Source organism: Sphingomonas tagetis (genome assembly GCF_024211275.1).
Lineage (GTDB): Bacteria > Pseudomonadota > Alphaproteobacteria > Sphingomonadales > Sphingomonadaceae > Sphingomonas > Sphingomonas tagetis.
Genome location: NZ_JAMLDX010000001.1, coordinates 334,283 through 351,911, shown reverse-complemented (window position 1 = coordinate 351,911; position 17,629 = coordinate 334,283). Strand labels below are relative to the sequence as shown.

Here is a 17,629-nt window from a genome sequence, read left to right as displayed (position 1 = left end):
AGAAACTTGGATCGCGGTGCTTTAGGGTCACCACTCGCTTCCATCAAGCTTGTGCGCGTCGATCGGCTTGCCTAGTGGCATGTCCAAATTCGGACATTCACGGACAGGGGCAGGCATGCGGCGCAAACTGGTGGCGGGCAATTGGAAGATGAACGGCCTCAAGGCCTCGCTGCCGCAGGTCGAGGCGATCGCCGCGGCCGCCGCTGCCCATCCCGGCGTCGATGTCGCGCTCGGCCTTCCCGCCACGCTGATCGCCCCCGCCGTCGCAGTCGCCGGCGCGATGCCGGTCGGCGGTCAGGACTGCCACGCCAATGACAGCGGCGCCCACACCGGCAACATCGCCGCGCCGATGCTGGTCGAGGCGGGTGCGAAGCTCGTCATCGTCGGCCATAGCGAACGCCGCGCCGATCAGGGCGAGACCGATGCTGACGTCAAGGGCAAGGCGGAGGCCGGCCATCGTCACGGGCTCGACGTCATTCTGTGTGTCGGCGAGACGCTCGACGAGCGCGACGCCGGGCAGGCCGAAGCGGTCGTCACCGCACAGATTGCCGGCTCGCTGCCCGATGGCGCGGACGGCGCATGGCTTTCCATTGCCTATGAGCCGGTCTGGGCGATCGGCACCGGCCGCACCCCGACCGAGGCCGACGTGGCGGCGATGCACGGCGCGATCCGCGCGAAGCTGACCGACCTGCTCGGCACGGACGCTGCGAGCAAGCTGCGCATCCTTTATGGCGGCTCGGTCAATGGCGCGAACGCCGCCTCGCTGCTCGCCTGCGCCGATGTCGACGGCGCGCTGGTCGGCGGCGCGAGCCTGACCGCGGACAAGTTCGTGCCGATCATCGAGGCGGCGGCGTCGCTCTGACGCTCAACGGTTGCGTTTGACGGCTGCGGGCGTTAAGGGCCCCTCGATCGTTCCTGGAACGTGACGCATTGCCACCCCATGTGGGTGACGCTGGCCGACGAGGTTTCGTCCGCCGGCGTGTTTTGCGTTTCGTCCCCGGAGCATGTTGGAGAAGCGAGTGTTCGATAGCCTGAGCGAACGGCTTGGCGGCGTTTTCGACCGTCTCAAGGGCCGTGGCGCGCTGACCGAAGCGGATGTGCGGACCGCGATGCGCGAAGTGCGGATCGCGCTGCTCGAGGCCGATGTCGCGCTGCCGGTCGCACGCAGCTTCGTCGACAGCGTCACCGAAAAGGCCGTCGGCCAGCAGGTCCTCCGCTCGATCACGCCGGGCCAGCAGGTCGTCAAGATCGTCAACGACGCGCTGATCGAAATGCTCGGCCCCGATACGGCCGAACTCGAACTCGACGTCACCCCGCCCGCCGTCGTGATGATGGTCGGCCTGCAAGGCTCGGGCAAGACCACCACCACCGCCAAGCTTGCCAAGCTTCTGAAGAAGCAGGGCAAGAAGGTCATGATGGCGTCGCTCGACGTCAACCGCCCGAACGCGCAGGAGCAGCTCGCGATCCTCGGCACGCAGATCGAGGGCGCGACGCTCCCGATCGTCGCCGGGCAGCAGCCGGTCGATATCGCCCGCCGCGCGCTCCAGGCCGCGAAGCTTCAGGGCTTCGACGTGCTGATGCTCGACACCGCGGGCCGTCTCCACGTCGACCAGCAATTGATGGACGAGATGAAGGCGGTCGCCGATATCTCCAAGCCGCAGGAAATCCTGCTCGTCGTCGACAGCCTGACCGGTCAGGACGCCGTCAACGTCGCGCAAAGCTTTGGCGAGCAGGTGCCGCTGACCGGCGTCGTGCTCACCCGCATGGATGGCGATGCGCGCGGCGGCGCGGCGCTGTCGATGCGCGCCGTCACCGGCAAGCCGATCAAGTTCGCCGGTGTCGGCGAGAAGCTCGACGCGATCGAGCCGTTCCACCCGCAGCGCGTCGCCGGCCGCATCCTCGGCATGGGCGACGTCGTGTCGCTGGTCGAAAAGGCCGCGCAGGCGATCGAGGCCGAAGACGCCGAGAAGATGGCGGCGCGGCTCGCCAAGGGTCAGTTCGACATGAACGACCTGCGCAGCCAGCTCGGCCAGATGCGCCGCATGGGCGGCATCGGCGCGCTCGCCGGCATGATCCCCGGCATGAAGAAGGCGCAGCAGGCGATGGCCAATGGCGCGGTCGACGAGCGCATCCTGCTGCGCATGGACGCGATGATCACGTCGATGACGCCCAAGGAGCGCACCAAGCCCGAGCTGATCAACGCCAAGCGCAAGATCCGCATCGCCAAGGGTTCGGGCACGACCGTTCAGGACGTCAACAAGCTGCTCAAGATGCACCAGGAAATGTCCACCGCGATGAAGCGCATCAAGAAGATGGGCGGTCTCAAGGGGATGCTGGGGATGCTCGGCAAGGGCGGCCCAGGAGGCGGACTTGGCGGCCTCGGCAATGCGCTCGGCGGTCCCGCGATGGGCGACATGATGGGCAAATTGGGCGGCCCCGGTGGCGGCCTGCCGGGATTGCCCGGCGGCGCGGACCTGCCGCCCGACCTCGCCAAGCTTTTGAACAAGAAGAAATAGTTTCAACCGTTTAGAATTACGAAGAAGGAAGAAATACCATGGCACTCAGCATGCGTCTGTCGCGTGGCGGTTCGAAGAAGCGCCCTTATTACCGCATCGTCGTTGCCGACGCGCGCAGCCCGCGTGACGGCAAGTTCCTCGAGAAGATCGGCACTTACAACCCGCTGCTCGCCAAGGATGACGAGAAGCGCATCATCCTCGACACCGACCGCGCCAAGCATTGGCTGGGCGTCGGCGCGCAGCCGACCGACCGCGTCGCCCGCTTCCTCGACGTGCTCGGCGTCAAGGAGCGCGCCGCGAAGAACAACCCGACCAAGGGCAAGCCGGGCGAGAAGGCCGTCGAGCGCGCCGAGGAGCGTGCCGAGAAGCTGAAGGCAGCCGAGGAAGCCGCCGCCGAGGCCGCTGCCGCGCCTGCGCCGGAGCCGGTGGTCGAAGAGCCCGCCGTCGAAGCAGCCGCTGAAGAGGCCCCTGCCGAGGAGGCAGCGGTCGAGGAAGCTCAGGCCGAGACCGTCGAAGTCGCCGCCGAGGCGATCGAGGAAGCGACCCCCGAGGCTCCGGTCGAGGAAGCCGCTGCCGAAGCACCTGCTGAGGAAGCTGCTGCCGAGGCGCCTGCCGCTGAGGAGGCTCCGGCCGCCGAAGCCACCGAGGAAAAGGCCGAGGGCTGAGCCTTGGCCAAGGACTCTCCTGTCACGCTCGCTGTCGTCATCGGCGCGCACGGCGTGACGGGGGAGGTCCGTCTCAAGGTCTTCGCCGAGGACCTGTCGGTGCACCGCCGCTTCAACGGCGGCGCGCTGACGCTCAAATCGGTACGTCCCGGCAATAACGGCGCGATCGCGCGCTTCGCCGAAGTCGCCGACCGCAACGCCGCCGAGGCGCTGCGCGGCACCGAACTCAGCGTCCCGCGCGATGCGTTGCCGCCGCTGGCCGATGGCGAATATTATCACGCCGATTTGATCGGCCTTCCCGCTGTCGCGGAAAACGGCGCGGCGATCGGCACGGTCGTGACCGTCGAGAATTTCGGCGCGGGCGATGTGATCGAAATCGAGAAGCCCGACGGCAAGCGCTTCATGATCCCGATGCGCCCCGAAGCCGTGCCCGCCTGGGACGACACGACGCTGACCGTCGCCGACGGCTGGGCCGAGTAAGTGCCACCGCGTTCCCCACGCACACTTCCCGTCATCCCGGCTTGACTGGCCGTTGCTCTCCCCACACTTCTCCGTCACCCCGGCCTTGTGCCGGGGTCCACCATGCCGCTCGCCACGTCCTAACTTTGTCGCCTGCATCGCTTGAGGCGCAGTGGACCCCGGCACAAGGCTGGGGTGACGATGGGTTTTCTGACGGTCCGCGTCATGCAGTTCCACTTTACATATCCAATCAGTTATATAAACTCTCGGCTATGGAATCGCTTGACCTCAAATTCGCCGCCTTGGCCGACCCGACCCGCCGGGCCATTCTCGCGCGCCTCGCGAAGGGCGAAGCCTCGGTCACCGACCTCGCTCAGCCGTTCGCGCTCAGCCAGCCCGCCATCTCCAAGCATCTGCGCGTCCTCGAACGCGCCGGCCTGATCGAGACCAGCCGCGCCGCTCAATCCCGGCCCCGCCGTCTCAAGCGCGAAGCCATCGCCGAGCCCGCCAAATGGCTCGAGCTGCTCGGCGGCGACTGGGATGCGAAATTCGACCGGCTCGACGCCTATCTTTCCAAGCTCGCTCAGGGAGACGAGAAATGACCGATACCCGCATCACCCCCGTCTTCATGATCCAGCGCCGCTTCTCTGCACCGATCGAACGCGTGTTCGATGCTTGGGCCGATCCGGCGCAGATGGCGGCCTGGGCGGGGCCGACCGGTGCGCAACTCACGGTGCTCAGCGGCGAGATCGCCGAGGGTGCAACGATGCACGCACGGCAGGACACCGCCGATGGCGGGGCGATGTTCACGATTGGCCGCTACCTTGAACTCCGCCGTCCGCACCGGCTGGTCTATGACCAGAGCTTCGCCGACGAAGCGGGCAACGTCACCAAGGCGCCATTCTTCGACCATTGGCCGCACGTCCTGCGCACCGAGGTCGATCTCGCCGAGGACGGCGACGGCACGCGCCTGACGCTGCGCTGGACCCCGATCGGCGCGACGCCCGACGAGGAAGCGCAATTCGCCAGCATCATGGACTCGATGACCGGCGGCTGGAGCGGCAGCTTCGACAAGCTCGACGCCTTCCTGGCGGGCTGAAAAGCCTTCCAATGTTGGAAAATCTCTGATTGCGTGGGCGGATGACCGGCTCCGATCTCCGCCCCGCATTTCACGCCTGCGAACGGCCCGCTGGTCCGCGCATGACGCCCGGCAGAACTGTCAACTTCGTCAACCGCTGGCTGCTCGCATTGTTGCTCCTGCTGCCGGCGGCGCCGGCGATGGCGCAACGCGAGCCGGTGCTGGAGGGTGGACGCACCGGCGAGGTGCTGGGCCAGGCCGATGCCGCCTTCCTCCGCTGGAAGGCCGAGGCCCATGCTCCGGGGCTGGTGTGGGGCGTGGTCAGGGACGGCAAGCTGGTCTTCCTCAGCGTTCATGGCGTGCAGGACGTCGATGCCAAGCGCCCGGTCGGCCCAACCACGCGCTTCCGCATCGCCTCGATGACCAAGGCATTCACCGCGCTGGCGATCCTCTCGCTGCGCGATGCGGGAAAGCTCTCGCTCGACGATCCGGCGGAGAAATACGTCCCCGAGATGCGCGGCTGGCGCTATCCGACCACCGACTCGCCTCGCATCCGCGTGCGCGACCTGCTCGGCCATGTCGCGGGGCTCGTCACCGACGATCCATGGGGCGACCGCCAGCAGGTGCTCACGCAGCCCGAATTCACCCGCATGATCGCGCAAGGCGTGCCGTTCAGCCGCGCGCCGCAAAGCGGCCACGAATATTCCAACTATGGCTATGCGCTGCTCGGCCGCATCGTCTCGAACGTCAGCGGCATGCCCTACCGCGCCTATGTCGAGCGCACGATCCTGCGCCCGCTCGGCATGAACGACACCGGCTTCGAGGTGCGCGACGTCCCCGACACGTTGCTCGCCCGCGGCTATCGCTGGGAAAACGACGCCTGGTCGCCCGAACCGGTGATGCGGGACGGCGCATTCAACGCGATGGGCGGACTCGTCACGACCGCCAACGACTATGCCAAATGGGTGCGCTTCCTGCTCTCCGGCTGGCCGGCGCGCGACGGGGCGGACGCGGGGCTGGTCAAGCGCGCCACGATCCGTGAGATCGCGCAGGGCAGCAACTTCGTCCAATATCGCCAGCGCCCCGGTGGCGATGCCACGACCTGCCGTCAGGCCGGCGCCTACGGCATGGGCTGGCGGATCGGCGTGGATTGCGACCTCGGCCTGACGCTCAGCCATGGCGGCGGCTATCCCGGCTATGGCAGCCATGTGCTGCTGCTCCCCGAAGCAGGCGTCGGCATCTTCGCCTTCGCCAACCGCACCTATGCCGGGCCGAGCGCACCGGTATGGGACGCGGCGCTGGCGCTGCTCAAGGCGGGCGAGCTGCGGGGCGCGGCAATCCAGCCAGCTCCAGCGCTTGTCGAAATGCAGCAAGCGGCGCGGGCCGCCTACACATCAGGCAACCTTGCGCCGCTCGAAGGCAAGCTGGCGATGAACTTCCTGCTCGACCGCTCGGCGGAAAACTGGGCGAAGGAATTTGCCCGCCTGAAGACCGTCGTCGGCGAATGCCCGACCGCCGAACCGCTCGCGCCGAGCGGCAATCTCTCGACCGCGTTCCGCTGGAATTGCATCAGAGGCAAGCTCGACGGCCAGATCCTGCTCGCGCCAACCACCCCGCCGACCATCCAGGCGCTGCGTTTCACACCCCAGCCGAATTAGCGCCGGATCGGGCGCTGCTCGGCCAGCATGTTGCGGATTGTCGTCGCGGCGACGCCAGCCTCGCCCATCGCATGGCTGATCTGGTCGAGCCCCTTCACCACGTCGCCCGCCGCGAACAGCCCGGGCACCGAGGTTCGCTGATGATCGTCCACCTCCAGACACCCGTCCTCCGAAGCCCGCGCACCCGCCGCAACGGCCAGACGCGACCGAATTCGCGAGCCCAGCGCCGGATACAGACTGTCGAACGCCAGTCGTCCCGCGGCCGTATCCACCGCGATCCGTTCGCCTTCGATCGTATAACCGCCGCACGGCCCGTCGACCCGCGTCACGCCCGCCGCATCCAGCGCCGCGGCGCAATCCACATCCAGCTCATGCCCGGCCCCCGGCGAGATCAGCGTGATGTCGCTGGTATAACCCCGCAGGAACAACGCCTCGCGCATCCCATGATCGCCGGTGCCGATCACCCCGATACGCTTGTCGGTGACCTCATACCCGTCACAGATCGGGCAATAGCGCAGCAGGCCCCGCATCAGCGCCTCGCCATGCAGCGGATCGTCCAGTCCCTCCGGCCGCTTATTGACCACCCCCGTCGCCAGCAGCACGGCCCGCGCCGGGAAGGTTCGCCCATCGGCATGCACCGCAAACCCCTCCGCCAGCGGCTCGATCCGCGTCACCTCGAACATCTCGCGCACCGCCCCATACAGCTCCGCCTGTTCCAGCATCCGTGCCAGCAGATCCTTGCCGGCGATCCCATCGGGAAACCCGGCATGGTTGCGCGTCTTGGGGATCAGCGCGGCGCGGCTCGACCCGCAATCGAACAACCGGATCGAAAGGTGAAAGCGGGCGAGATAGATCGCGGCGGTGAGCCCCGCGGGTCCGGCGCCGACGATGATGCAATCTTCCAAACTCGCTTCCCTTGCCAACCGATGTGCGAACGGCGAACAGGCGACCATGACCTTCGCTGCGACCGTACTAACGCTTTACCCGGAGATGTTTCCCGGACCGCTCGGCATTTCGCTCGCCGGACGCGGGCTGGCGGAGGGCAGATGGTCGCTCGACACCGTCCAGATCCGCGACTTCGCCACCGACAAACACCGCACCGTCGATGATACCCCGGCAGGGGGCGGGGCAGGGATGGTGCTCAAGCCCGACATCCTCGCCGCCGCCTGCGATTCCGTCGGCTACGACCGCCCGATGCTCGCCATGACGCCGCGCGGCGCGCCCCTGACCCAGCAACGCGTCCGAGAACTCGCCGCCGGGCCGGGCGTCTCGATCCTGTGCGGCCGCTTCGAGGGTTTCGACGAGCGCTTGTTCGAAGCGCGCGCCATCGAACCCGTGTCGATCGGCGACTATGTCCTCTCGGGCGGCGAGATGGGTGCGCTGGTGCTGCTCGACGCTTGCATTCGCCTGCTTCCCGGCGTAATGGGCGCGCCTTCCAGCGGGGATGACGAGAGCTTCGAAAGCGGCTTGCTCGAATATCCGCAATATACCCGGCCCGTCATATGGGAAGGGCGCACGATCCCCGAAGTGCTGCGATCGGGGGATCATGCGAGGATCGCGGCCTGGCGCAAGTCGATGGCCGAGACCGATACACGGCTAAGGAGGCCGGATCTTTGGGAGCGCCATGAGGGCGCTCGGGTCCAGTCTCCCTCTGGCGCGCGGCAAAAGAAGGACGAATGAGATGAACCTCATCCAGCAGATCGAGGCGGAGAACATCGCCAAGTTCAACGAATCGAAGAAGATTCCCGATTTCCGCCCCGGCGACACGCTGAAGGTCGGCGTGAAGGTGGTCGAAGGCGAGCGCACCCGCGTCCAGAACTATGAAGGCGTCTGCATCGCCCGCGCCAACAAGGGCATGGGCAGCAACTTCACCGTTCGCAAGATTTCGTTCGGCGAAGGCGTCGAGCGCGTCTTCCCGCTCTATTCGCCGAACATCGACAGCATCGAAGTCGTCCGCAAGGGCGTCGTGCGTCGCGCGAAGCTCTATTATCTGCGCGGCCGCACCGGCAAGTCGGCGCGTATCGCCGAGCGCCGTGATCCGCGTCCGGCCAAGGACGTCGCAGCGGCCGAATAAGCCGTTCGCAACCGAACAGCGCGGGGCGCGGAAGGCTTGGCTTTCCGCGCCCCGTTTGCGTTACGGCGCGTTGATTCTGCGTCGGATCGCCCTATCTTGAAGTCATGGCGAGATCAGCGATCCGGATGACGAACGAGCGGCACACCCTGCCGCTTCGCGCCGCATCCATCTGGCTCGCGCTTGCCGTAGCCTTGCTCTCATCGTTGATGTCGAGCGGCCTGCCGCGCACGACATCGCTCGGCTCGGCCTTCAACCCGGCCACCACCGCCGTCGCGCTGCAGCCGACCCGCGCACAACCGCGGGCGCTGATCGAGCATGTTCGCCGTGACGATGGTCCGGCGAGCGGGCAGGGCGCCGCGATCTCCACCTCCCTGTTGACCGTCCAGCCGGCCGTGCGACCGGCGACGGCCGCTGAGGCTCCCAAGCCAGCGGTCGCGCTGCGCCCGATTGCGCCGCACGCCGGACTGGACGGCAGCCCGCGCGGCCCGCCGTCAGCCTGACCTTCGCCAACCCGCGCTTCCGGCGCAGGCATTGGAGAAACGTCATGGAACAACCCCGCAAGAAGCGGCCACCCTGGTGGTTCGCGCCCGCCGTCTGGGCCGGCATCGCAAGTAGCGCTGCCATCGCCGCGACGGTGATCGGCGCGGCGACCGAGTGAGCCCCAAAGCCCCGGGCCGGAAACGGTCCGGGCACAGGGAGGAGACTAAACACCTTATGCATCACACGCCCCTCATTGCGACGATCGTCGCGGGCCTCGTCATCGCCTTCGTCATGGGCGCCATTGCGCACCGACTGAAGGTCTCGCCGCTCGTCGGCTACCTTGCCGCCGGCATCATCGTCGGGCCGTTCACGCCCGGCTTCGTCGCCGACGCCAACCTAGCCGCCGAACTGGCCGAGATCGGCGTCATCCTGTTGATGTTCGGCGTCGGGCTGCACTTCTCGCTGCGCGACCTGCTATCGGTGAAGAACGTCGCCGTGCCGGGTGCGATCGTTCAGATCGCGGTTGCGACGCTGTTGGGGATGGGCCTCGCCTGGGCGCTGGGCTGGGATCCGCTCGCCGGGTTCGTGTTCGGCCTGGCATTGTCGGTCGCCAGCACCGTGGTGCTGCTGCGCGCGCTACAGGGGCACGGCATCGTCGAAACCGAGCGCGGGCGCATCGCGGTCGGCTGGCTGATCGTCGAGGATCTGGTGATGGTGCTGGCGCTGGTGCTGCTGCCTGCCCTCGCCGCCGCCATGAAGACCGACGGGCCGATGACGTGGAGCACCTTGCTCGTCCCGCTCATGCAGACCGGGTTCAAGGTCACTGGTTTTCTCGTTGTCATGCTGCTGGTCGCGCGCCGCGTGATCCCGCTGGCGCTGCACTGGGTGGTGCATACCGGGTCGCGCGAGCTGTTCCGGCTGGCGGTGCTGGCGATCGCGCTTGGCGTCGCATTCGGCGCGGCCGTGGTGTTCGACGTGTCGTTCGCGCTCGGCGCCTTCTTCGCCGGGATGATTCTGGGCGAGACCCCGCTGAGTCGTCAGGCGACCGAAGAGACGCTGCCGCTGCGCGACGCCTTCGCGGTGCTGTTCTTCGTCTCGGTCGGGATGCTGTTCAACCCCGCCGTGGTGATCGAGCAGCCGTTGCTGCTGGTCGCGACCGTGGCGATCATCGTCATCGGCAAGTCGCTCGCCGCTTACGCCATCGTTCGGTTGCTCAAGCACGACCACCGCACCGCGATTACCGCCGCGGCCAGCCTCGCGCAGATCGGCGAATTCTCGTTCATCCTCGCCTCACTCGGGACGGGCTTGCAGATCCTGCCGCCCGAGGGACGTGACTTGATCCTGGCGGGCGCGCTGATCTCCATCTTCGTCAACCCGTTCATCTTCAACGCCCTCGTGCCCAAGCGGCAGGAGAAGGGCGAACCGGTCGAGCCGCCGAACGAGGCGGCGCGGCGGCGCGATCATGTCGTGCTCGTCGGCTATGGCCGCGTCGGCAAGCTGATCGCGCGCGACCTCAAGGCGCGCGGCAAGCCGTTCATCCTGATCGAGGATCAGCCGGACATGGCGCGAGCGGCCAAGGACGCCGGACTCGATGTGGTCCGCGGCAACGCGCTCGATCCGGCCGCGCTGCATGCCGCCGGGATCGACGATGCGAGCAAGCTGCTGATTGCGATCCCCGAGGGCTTCGAGGGCGGCGCGGTGGTCGAGGCAGCCCGCGCGATCCGCCCCGACCTCGCCATCATCGCCCGCGCGCATTCCGATGCCGAGGTCGCGCATCTCGAAGCGGCCGGCGCGGGCGAGGTGGTGATGGGCGAACGCGAAATCGCCAACCGCATGCTCAGCCTGTGCGCGGTGCCTTTGGTACGGGCCTGACATGATCCTCCCCTGGAGAGGGAGGCTCAAGGCGCGCATCACCCATACGACACGACCTCGAACTCGATCCCGTCGAAGTCGAAAAAATAGAAGCGCCGCCCCGGATCATATTCCTCATGCCCGAACGGCTTGAGCCCGGCCGCGGCGACCTTCGCCTCGACATGCTCGAGATCGTCAACGACGAACCCGACATGGTTGAGCGGTTCGCCCTTGCGATGGCGTTGCTCCGGCTCGCCCGGCGGGGCGTACAGCGCGAGGTAGAAGCGGTCGTCGCCGACATGGATCGAGGTGCCGCCGTCGCGCGCCGCGCCCTGCCAGCGAACGTGCCAGCCGAACAAATGCTGGAACAGTTTCGCCGTGCGCGCCGGGCTGGTGACCGTCAGATTGACGTGCTCGATAAAAGGGGTGGGCATGGGCATTTCCATTGCGGTTGCGTGACTGCCCACACCCGCTACAACCTCAACATAAGTTGAGGTCAAACGAAAAATGCGCGGCAACGAACTGCTCACCATCGGCGATCTCGCGCGGCGCACCGGCCTGTCGGTCTCGGCGATCCGCTTCTACGAGGGACGGGGACTGGTGTCGGCGATCCGCACCAGCGGCAACCAGCGCCGCTTCCTGCGTTCCGACATCCGCCGGCTGTCGTTCGCGCTGATCGCGCAGAAGCTCGGCCTGACGATCGAGGAAATCGGCGCCGAGCTGGCGGGACTGCCCCAAGGCCGCACGCCGACGCTTGCCGACTGGAACCGCATCAGCCGCCATTTCCGCGCCGAGATCGACCGCCGCATCGCGTTGCTCGAGCGCACGCGCGACAAGCTCGACCAGTGCATCGGCTGCGGCTGCCTGTCGCTCCGCAAATGCGGCCTGTACAATCCGGGCGATGTGGCGGGCGGCGAAGGCGAGGGGCCGCGCTTCGTCCTCCACCGTTGATTTCAGGTGATACTTTACGCGGGCCGAGCGAAGCCCGATAGCGGAGGCAGGTTTGACGAGGACGGATTGGCATGTGGAAGGCGTTGAGCGCGGTGGTATTGGTCATCACGGCGGGCGCGATGCCCGCTGAAGCACAGAACAAGCCGCTGACGCTCGAACGAGTCTTCGCCAGCCCCGATCTTGCCGGCAGCACCCCGCGCGCGCTCAAGCTCTCGCCCGACGGCAAGTTCGTCACGCTGCTGCGCAACCGCGCCGACGAGAAGGAGCGGTTCGACCTGTGGGCGATGGACACCGCCACCGGTCAGTGGCGCATGCTCGTCGACAGCAAGAAGGTCGGCACCGGCGCCGAGCTGTCCGAAGCCGAGAAGATGCAGCGCGAGCGCGCCCGCATCGGCGACCAGCGCGGCATCGTCGCCTATGACTGGGCGCCCGACGGCAAGTCGATCCTCGTGCCGCTCGACGGCGACCTGTATCTGGCAGGCCCCGACGGCAAGGTCCGCCGCCTGACCGCGACCGAGGGCAGCGAGCTCAACCCGGTGATCAGCCCGCGCGGCGGCTATGCGAGCTTCGTGCGCGACCAGAACCTCGTCGTGGTCGATCTCGCCGCCGGCAAGGAAGTGAAGGTCACGACCGAGGGCGCGGGCACCGTGCATTTCGGCGAAGCCGAATTCGTTGCGCAGGAGGAAATGGGCCGCAGCACCGGCTATTGGTGGTCGCCCGACGACCGCCGCATCGCCGTCCAGCGCTTCGACGAGGCGCCGGTCGGCATCGTCAGCCGCGCCGCGATCGGCGCCGAGGGGACGCGCGTCTATGATCAGCGCTACCCCAAGGCCGGCACCGCCAATGCGCTGGTCGATCTCTATGTGATGAACCCTGACGGCAGCGGCCGCGTGAAGGTCGATCTCGGCAAGGACACGGACATCTATCTCGCCCGCGTCGACTGGACGCCCGATGGCAAGACCTTGCTAGTCCAGCGCCAGAACCGCGCGCAGACCGTCCTCGACATGCTCGCCGTCGATCCCGCCACCGGCAAGTCACGCATCCTGTTCAGCGAAAAATCCGGCCAGAAGAGCTGGGTCAACCTGTCCAACGCCTATCGCCCGCTCAAGGACGGCAGCCTGATCTGGTGGTCCGAACGCGACGGTCACGGCCATCTCTATCGCTTCCGCGAAGGCAAATGGACTCAGCTGACGAAGGGCGAATGGGAAGTCGCCGAGCTGGTCGGCGTCGACGAGGCCAGCGGCCGCATCACCTTCCTCGGCAACAAGGACGGCGTGCTCGAACGGCATCTCTACACGGTCGATCTCGCCAGGCCCGGCGCGGTCACGCGCCTCACCGAAGCCGGCTGGTGGCACGCGGCCAGCGCCAACGGCACTGCCAGCCGCATCATCGTGACCCGCTCGAAAAGCGACCAGCCCGCGCAGGTCATGCTCACCGACGCCACGGGCAAACGGCTCGCCTGGGTCAACGAGAATGCGGTCAAGGGCGACCACCCCTACGCCCCCTATCTCGCGGGCCACCGCACCAAGCAGTTCGGCACGATCAAGGCCGCGGACGGTACGGTCCTGCACTGGGAAATGATCACTCCGCCGCTCGAACCCGGCCGCAAATACCCCGTCTTCTTCCAGCATTATGGCGGCCCGCATTCCCAGCAGGTCAGCAAGGCATGGGGCGGCGCGCTCCAGCAGTACATCGTCGACCGCGGCTATATCTGGTTCGTGCTCGACAATCGCGGCGCGGCCAATCGCGGCAAGGCGTTCGAGGATCATCTGTTCCAGGCGATGGGCGGCGTCGAGGTCGACGATCAGCTCGCCGGCGCCAACTATCTCAAGTCGCTCGATTTCGTCGATCCGGCGCGGATCAGCACCTATGGCTGGTCCTATGGCGGCTATATGACGCTCAAGATGCTGCAGGCCGCGCCCGGCACCTTCGCCGCGGGCGTGGCCGGCGCGCCGGTCAGCAAGTGGGAGCTTTACGACACCCATTATACCGAGCGCTACATGGGCGATCCGCGCAAGGTCGCCGCCGCCTACCGCAAGGCCGACACGGTGCAGGACGCCGCGAAGATCGCCGATCCGCTGCTGCTGATCCACGGCATGGCCGACGACAATGTCGTGCTCGAACATTCGACCGTGATGATGGCCAAGATGCAGGCGGCAGCGGTGCCGTTCGAGGTCATGCTCTACCCCGGCCAGACGCATCGCGTCGCCGGCCCCGGCATCAGCGTCCATCTGTGGCAGACGATCTTCGGCTTCCTCGACCGCGCCGCTCCGGCAAAGGACACGCCTGCGAAATGATTTGACGCCTGCCCGGCGCCCCCGCACGCTCGCCTTTCCACGGGCGAGCAGGGGGCGAGTCGTGACGGATGAGACGAGGCTGGGGCCGGTCGTCGGCGATGCGCGGATCGAGGTGCTCGACATCCTGCGCGGCATCGCGATCCTGTTCATCTATTACATGAACATCGGCTTCCAGGCGTCGCCGGTCACCCATTTGTTCGGCGATTTCCGCCTGATCGGCTGGACCGCCGCCGACCGCGCCACCTGGATCGCGGTGCAGACGTTGCTCGAAGGCACGCAGCGCTGCATGCTCGAATTCCTGTTCGCGGCGGGCTTCATGGTGCTCACGCGCAAGGCGATGGCACCCGATGGCCCGGTCGCGGTCGCCGACCTCCATTATCGCCGCAATTTGTGGCTGCTCGGCTTTGGCCTGCTCAACATCTTCCTGGTGCTGTGGGTCGGCGACATCCTGACGATCTATTCGCTCGCTGCGCTGTTCCTGTTCCCGTTTCGCAAGCTCGGGCCGAAGCTGCTGCTCGGGCTCGGCTGCGGCTTCGCGCTGTTCACCGCGATCGCCGGTGCGATCGAGTATAAGGAGCGCGTCGAACTCGTCGCGAAGGTCGAAGCGGCACAGGCGGTCAAGGAGTCGGGCAAGGCCGTCTCCGCCGATCAGAAAAAGGCGCTCGACGACTGGCAGAAGCGGCTGGACCGCTATCGCATGACCGACAAGACCAAGAAGGCGCTGGCCGAGGAGCAGAAGGCGCATGCCGGCGGCTGGAGCGCCTATGCCAGCTATTATTGGGGCCAGTGGCACACCTTCTTCATCGGCAAGGGCTTCCTGTTCCTGACCGTGATCGAGGCGTTCTTCGCGATGCTGATCGGCGTCGCACTGTGGAAATGGGGGATCATCCAGGGCCAGCGCAGCGCACGCTTCTATGCCGTGGCGACGTTGCTCGCTTACGCGTTCGGCATCACCGCGCGCTATGTCGGCGCACTCGAGATCACCAGCTTCGCGCCCTATCCCAAGTCGATCTGGATCACGCAGGAATTCGCCCGGCTGGCGATGGGCTTCGGCCATGTCACGCTGATCAACCTGATCGTGAAGGGTGCCGCCGGCCGCGCGATCCTGTCGCCGTTCAAGGCGGCCGGCCGAACGGCCTTTTCGCTCTATTTCCTCCAGCAGCTCATCGGGCTGCACATCCTGTTCGCGCCCTATGGCCTCAACCTGTGGGACAAGTTCGGCTGGGCGAACCAGTTCTGGATCGCGACCGGGGTGATCGTGCTGTGCCTGATCGTTGCCAATCTGTGGGTGCGCTGGTTCGCCAACGGCCCGCTCGAATGGGCGTGGCGTAGCCTGTCCTATGTCAAATGGCAGCCGTTCCTGCGGCGCAAGGAGTTCGCATGACGATGATGTACCGCAAGACGGCGATCGCCGCCGCCATCGCGATCGAGCTTGCCGTCCCGGCCCATGCCGAAGTGACCAAGTCCGAACCGGGCGGTTTCGTGTCGGTTCACAAGCTCGTGATCGCTGCGCCGCCGGAGAAGGTGTGGGACACGATCGCCAAACCAAACCTATGGTGGAGCAAGGACCACACCTATAGCGGCGACAACGCCAACCTCTCGATCGACGCGCGCCCCGGCGGCTGCTGGTGCGAAAAGCTCAAGGGCGGGTCGATCGAGCATGCCCGGGTGATCTATGCCGACCGCGGCAAGGTGCTGCGCTTCGACGGCGCGTTCGGCCCGTTGCAGAGCGGCGCGGTGACCGGCACGCTCACCTTCGCGCTTAAGGCCGAGGGGCAGGGAACGGCGGTGACGATCACCTATGTCGTCGGCGGTTTCCACCCGGGTGGCCTGCAGGGCTTCGCCGCACCGGTTGATGGCGTGTTCGCCGCGCAGATGCCGGCGCTCAAGCGGGCGGCGGAGGCGCGCTAGCGCCGCCGATGAGCAACGCGCCAGGCCGCTTCGACATGCAGCTGCAGCGTGGTCTGATAAAGCGGTAGCAGGCCCGCGGTCTCGCGGACCATCTCGCGAGCGACGATCGCGCGCGTGACGCGCCGCAATTCGGTGAGCGCCCCGTCGGTATCTCCCGATTTACGGAGCAGATAACGCCCGAGCGCCGCGCGTCCGATATAGACGGTCGGGCTCCGGTCGAGCGCCGGGGGCGGGTTGCCCAGCGCTTCGCGCATCATCGCCTCGCCCTCGGCGGTCCGACGCTGTTCGGCAAGGTTCCATGCCAGGTCCATCAGCGCATGTTTGGCGATGCCGCTATCCTCGCGCTCAGGCACGCGCGTAGCGGCCAGCAGGCGGCGCAGAACCTGTTCCGCTTCCGCGTGCCGTCCCTGCCGGGTCAGGTTGTCGGCAAGCGGTCTTAGCGCAAGCGCCGCGCGGCTGTAGCGGCTGCCTTCCCGGTCCGGCATCCGTCCCAACGCTTCGCGCAGCAGGGGCTCGGCCTCGCGGATGCGGCCTTGCGCCTGAATCGCTCCGGCCAGATCGAGCAGCGCGCGGCTGAGCGCCCAATCGGGTCCGCCCAGCTTGCGGAACAGCGCCACCGCACGAGCCATTTCAACCTCCGCTTCGGCGTGGCGCTGCCGCTGGAGCAGCATGCTGCCCAGAGCGGCATGCCCTTGCGCGGCGGCGTCGCTGTCCGCGCCGAAGGCGGCGATGCGAAGGGCCAAGGCGCGTCGCTGATAGGCTTCGGCCGCCAGCGGGTCCTCCGCTATGTTGGCCGCTGCGCCGAGTTGGATAAGGTCGAGGCAATCGTCCGCAAAACGCGGGGCCTGCTCGCACGTCTCGATCTCACGGTCGAGTTTACGGGTTGCGGCGGCGTCGATTCCCACGCGTTCCGCGATCGCCGGGCTTGGCTGACGTCGCTCGCGCGGCTCGGCATGTGCCGGGGTCGCGGCAGTGATGATCGCCGCGACAAGGCATGGGAGGAAAGCCGATCCGAACCGCATGGCCTAAGCTATACGCCTGATGCCCGCCTGTCCCAAGGCGCCGGCCCGGTACGCTTTCTGACCGCACGCCGTGCTTGGCCAGGCGCCGCGAATGATGTATATGCGGTCAACCGCGAAATCCTGCCGTGCTGCGCTTGACAGCCGGGCCGCGACTCCATATTTGCCGCATCTTCCGAAACCTGTTCGCCCGGCAGCGCTTCCCAGCGTGTGCCGCGCGTATGCGTTTCGGGTCAACGCGAAGAGATGGGGTTAGCTGCCATGCAAACCCCGTGGAGCTGGGAGAACATAGTTCATGGCACGTATTGCGGGCGTTAACCTGCCCACCAACAAGCGCGTTCTGATCGCGCTTCAGTATATCCACGGCATCGGCCCGACCAAGGCCAAGGCGATCACCGAGAAGCTCGGCATCACCGTCGATCGCCGCGTGCAGGACCTGACCGATCAGGAAGTGCTGCAGATCCGCGAAACCATCGACGCCGATCACACCGTCGAGGGCGATCTTCGCCGCGAGACCGCGATGAACATCAAGCGCCTGATGGACCTCGCCTGCTATCGCGGCCTGCGCCATCGCAAGGGGCTTCCGGTTCGCGGCCAGCGCACGCACACCAATGCGCGCACTCGCAAGGGCAAGGCCAAGCCGATCGCCGGCAAGAAGAAGTAAGCCGCT

Annotated in this window: 19 protein-coding genes and 1 pseudogene; 17 read left to right on the top strand and 3 right to left on the bottom strand. The window is 66.9% G+C overall.

The window, feature by feature from the left end:
* The first annotated feature begins 115 nt into the window (after positions 1-115).
* The 7 genes and pseudogenes from tpiA (at position 116) to M9978_RS01765 (ending at position 6,376) form a co-directional block, all read left to right on the top strand.
* Positions 116-862: a triose-phosphate isomerase gene (gene tpiA / locus M9978_RS01795; RefSeq protein ID WP_254291133.1), complete on the top strand. Its 747-nt coding sequence runs from the start codon at positions 116-118 to the stop codon at positions 860-862.
* A gap of 157 nt (positions 863-1,019) precedes the next feature.
* Positions 1,020-2,516, top strand: coding sequence for a signal recognition particle protein (ffh, locus tag M9978_RS01790; RefSeq protein WP_254291132.1), 1,497 nt, complete (start codon positions 1,020-1,022; stop codon positions 2,514-2,516).
* Between the two features lie 38 nt (positions 2,517-2,554).
* Positions 2,555-3,013: pseudogene (rpsP, locus tag M9978_RS01785) on the top strand (30S ribosomal protein S16); the annotation flags it as partial.
* 171 nt (positions 3,014-3,184) lie between these two features.
* Positions 3,185-3,661 carry a ribosome maturation factor RimM gene (gene rimM / locus M9978_RS01780; RefSeq protein ID WP_254291130.1) on the top strand — a complete coding sequence of 159 codons (477 nt, stop codon included), beginning with the start codon at positions 3,185-3,187 and terminating at the stop codon, positions 3,659-3,661.
* A gap of 251 nt (positions 3,662-3,912) precedes the next feature.
* The gene (locus M9978_RS01775) at positions 3,913-4,242 is read left to right on the top strand and encodes an ArsR/SmtB family transcription factor (protein ID WP_254291129.1); all 330 of its coding nucleotides are present in this window, start codon (positions 3,913-3,915) and stop codon (positions 4,240-4,242) included.
* A complete protein-coding gene (locus M9978_RS01770; RefSeq protein ID WP_254291128.1) occupies positions 4,239-4,739 on the top strand; it encodes an SRPBCC family protein in 501 nt (166 codons plus the stop codon). The genes M9978_RS01775 and M9978_RS01770 overlap by 4 nt, the downstream gene beginning before the upstream one ends.
* Before the next feature lie 41 nt (positions 4,740-4,780).
* Complete coding sequence (locus M9978_RS01765; RefSeq protein WP_254291127.1) at positions 4,781-6,376, top strand: serine hydrolase domain-containing protein; 1,596 nt, start codon at positions 4,781-4,783, stop codon at positions 6,374-6,376.
* Here the strand turns inward: M9978_RS01765 and M9978_RS01760 are convergent.
* A complete protein-coding gene (locus tag M9978_RS01760; protein WP_254291126.1) occupies positions 6,373-7,281 on the bottom strand; it encodes an NAD(P)/FAD-dependent oxidoreductase in 909 nt (302 codons plus the stop codon). The two genes, M9978_RS01765 and M9978_RS01760, sit on opposite strands and share 4 nt — an antisense overlap.
* 46 nt (positions 7,282-7,327) lie before the next feature.
* Here M9978_RS01760 and trmD point away from each other — a divergent pair, with 46 nt between their 5' ends.
* The 4 genes from trmD to M9978_RS01740 all read left to right on the top strand — a co-directional run bounded on the left by trmD (position 7,328) and on the right by M9978_RS01740 (position 10,802).
* A complete protein-coding gene (gene trmD / locus M9978_RS01755) occupies positions 7,328-8,056 on the top strand; it encodes a tRNA (guanosine(37)-N1)-methyltransferase TrmD (protein WP_254291125.1) in 729 nt (242 codons plus the stop codon).
* A 1-nt stretch (position 8,057) separates the two neighbouring features.
* Positions 8,058-8,450 carry a 50S ribosomal protein L19 gene (gene rplS, locus M9978_RS01750; RefSeq protein WP_254291124.1) on the top strand — a complete coding sequence of 131 codons (393 nt, stop codon included), beginning with the start codon at positions 8,058-8,060 and terminating at the stop codon, positions 8,448-8,450.
* 125 nt (positions 8,451-8,575) lie between these two features.
* Entirely contained in the window at positions 8,576-8,950 is a 375-nt protein-coding gene (locus M9978_RS01745) for a hypothetical protein (RefSeq protein ID WP_254291123.1), read from the top strand.
* A gap of 214 nt (positions 8,951-9,164) precedes the next feature.
* Positions 9,165-10,802 (top strand): cation:proton antiporter domain-containing protein, encoded by a 1,638-nt coding sequence (locus M9978_RS01740; protein ID WP_254291122.1) that lies wholly within the window; start codon positions 9,165-9,167, stop codon positions 10,800-10,802.
* 38 nt (positions 10,803-10,840) lie between these two features.
* On the opposite strand, the gene M9978_RS01735 is transcribed toward M9978_RS01740, so the two are convergent.
* Positions 10,841-11,215 (bottom strand): VOC family protein, encoded by a 375-nt coding sequence (locus M9978_RS01735; protein WP_254291121.1) that lies wholly within the window; start codon positions 11,213-11,215, stop codon positions 10,841-10,843.
* A 73-nt stretch (positions 11,216-11,288) separates the two neighbouring features.
* Here M9978_RS01735 and soxR point away from each other — a divergent pair, with 73 nt between their 5' ends.
* The 4 genes from soxR to M9978_RS01715 all read left to right on the top strand — a co-directional run bounded on the left by soxR (position 11,289) and on the right by M9978_RS01715 (position 15,940).
* Positions 11,289-11,732, top strand: coding sequence for a redox-sensitive transcriptional activator SoxR (soxR, locus tag M9978_RS01730; RefSeq protein WP_254291120.1), 444 nt, complete (start codon positions 11,289-11,291; stop codon positions 11,730-11,732).
* Between the two features lie 71 nt (positions 11,733-11,803).
* A complete protein-coding gene (locus M9978_RS01725; protein WP_436977159.1) occupies positions 11,804-14,029 on the top strand; it encodes a S9 family peptidase in 2,226 nt (741 codons plus the stop codon).
* A gap of 61 nt (positions 14,030-14,090) precedes the next feature.
* On the top strand, positions 14,091-15,413 hold the full coding sequence (locus tag M9978_RS01720) for a DUF418 domain-containing protein (protein WP_254291119.1): 1,323 nt from the start codon (positions 14,091-14,093) through the stop codon (positions 15,411-15,413).
* A complete protein-coding gene (locus M9978_RS01715) occupies positions 15,410-15,940 on the top strand; it encodes an SRPBCC family protein (protein ID WP_254291118.1) in 531 nt (176 codons plus the stop codon). The genes M9978_RS01720 and M9978_RS01715 overlap by 4 nt, the downstream gene beginning before the upstream one ends.
* Here the strand turns inward: M9978_RS01715 and M9978_RS01710 are convergent.
* Positions 15,937-16,569, bottom strand: a complete 633-nt coding sequence (locus M9978_RS01710; RefSeq protein ID WP_254291117.1) for a tetratricopeptide repeat protein — start codon at positions 16,567-16,569, stop codon at positions 15,937-15,939. The genes M9978_RS01715 and M9978_RS01710 overlap by 4 nt on opposite strands.
* Positions 16,570-16,587: 18 nt before the next feature.
* Between M9978_RS01710 and M9978_RS01705 the strand changes: the two genes are divergently transcribed.
* Both M9978_RS01705 and rpsM read left to right on the top strand, forming a co-directional pair.
* Positions 16,588-17,100, top strand: coding sequence for a hypothetical protein (locus M9978_RS01705; protein ID WP_254291116.1), 513 nt, complete (start codon positions 16,588-16,590; stop codon positions 17,098-17,100).
* Between the two features lie 154 nt (positions 17,101-17,254).
* Positions 17,255-17,623 (top strand): 30S ribosomal protein S13, encoded by a 369-nt coding sequence (rpsM, locus tag M9978_RS01700; RefSeq protein ID WP_254291115.1) that lies wholly within the window; start codon positions 17,255-17,257, stop codon positions 17,621-17,623.
* Positions 17,624-17,629 lie beyond the last annotated feature (6 nt).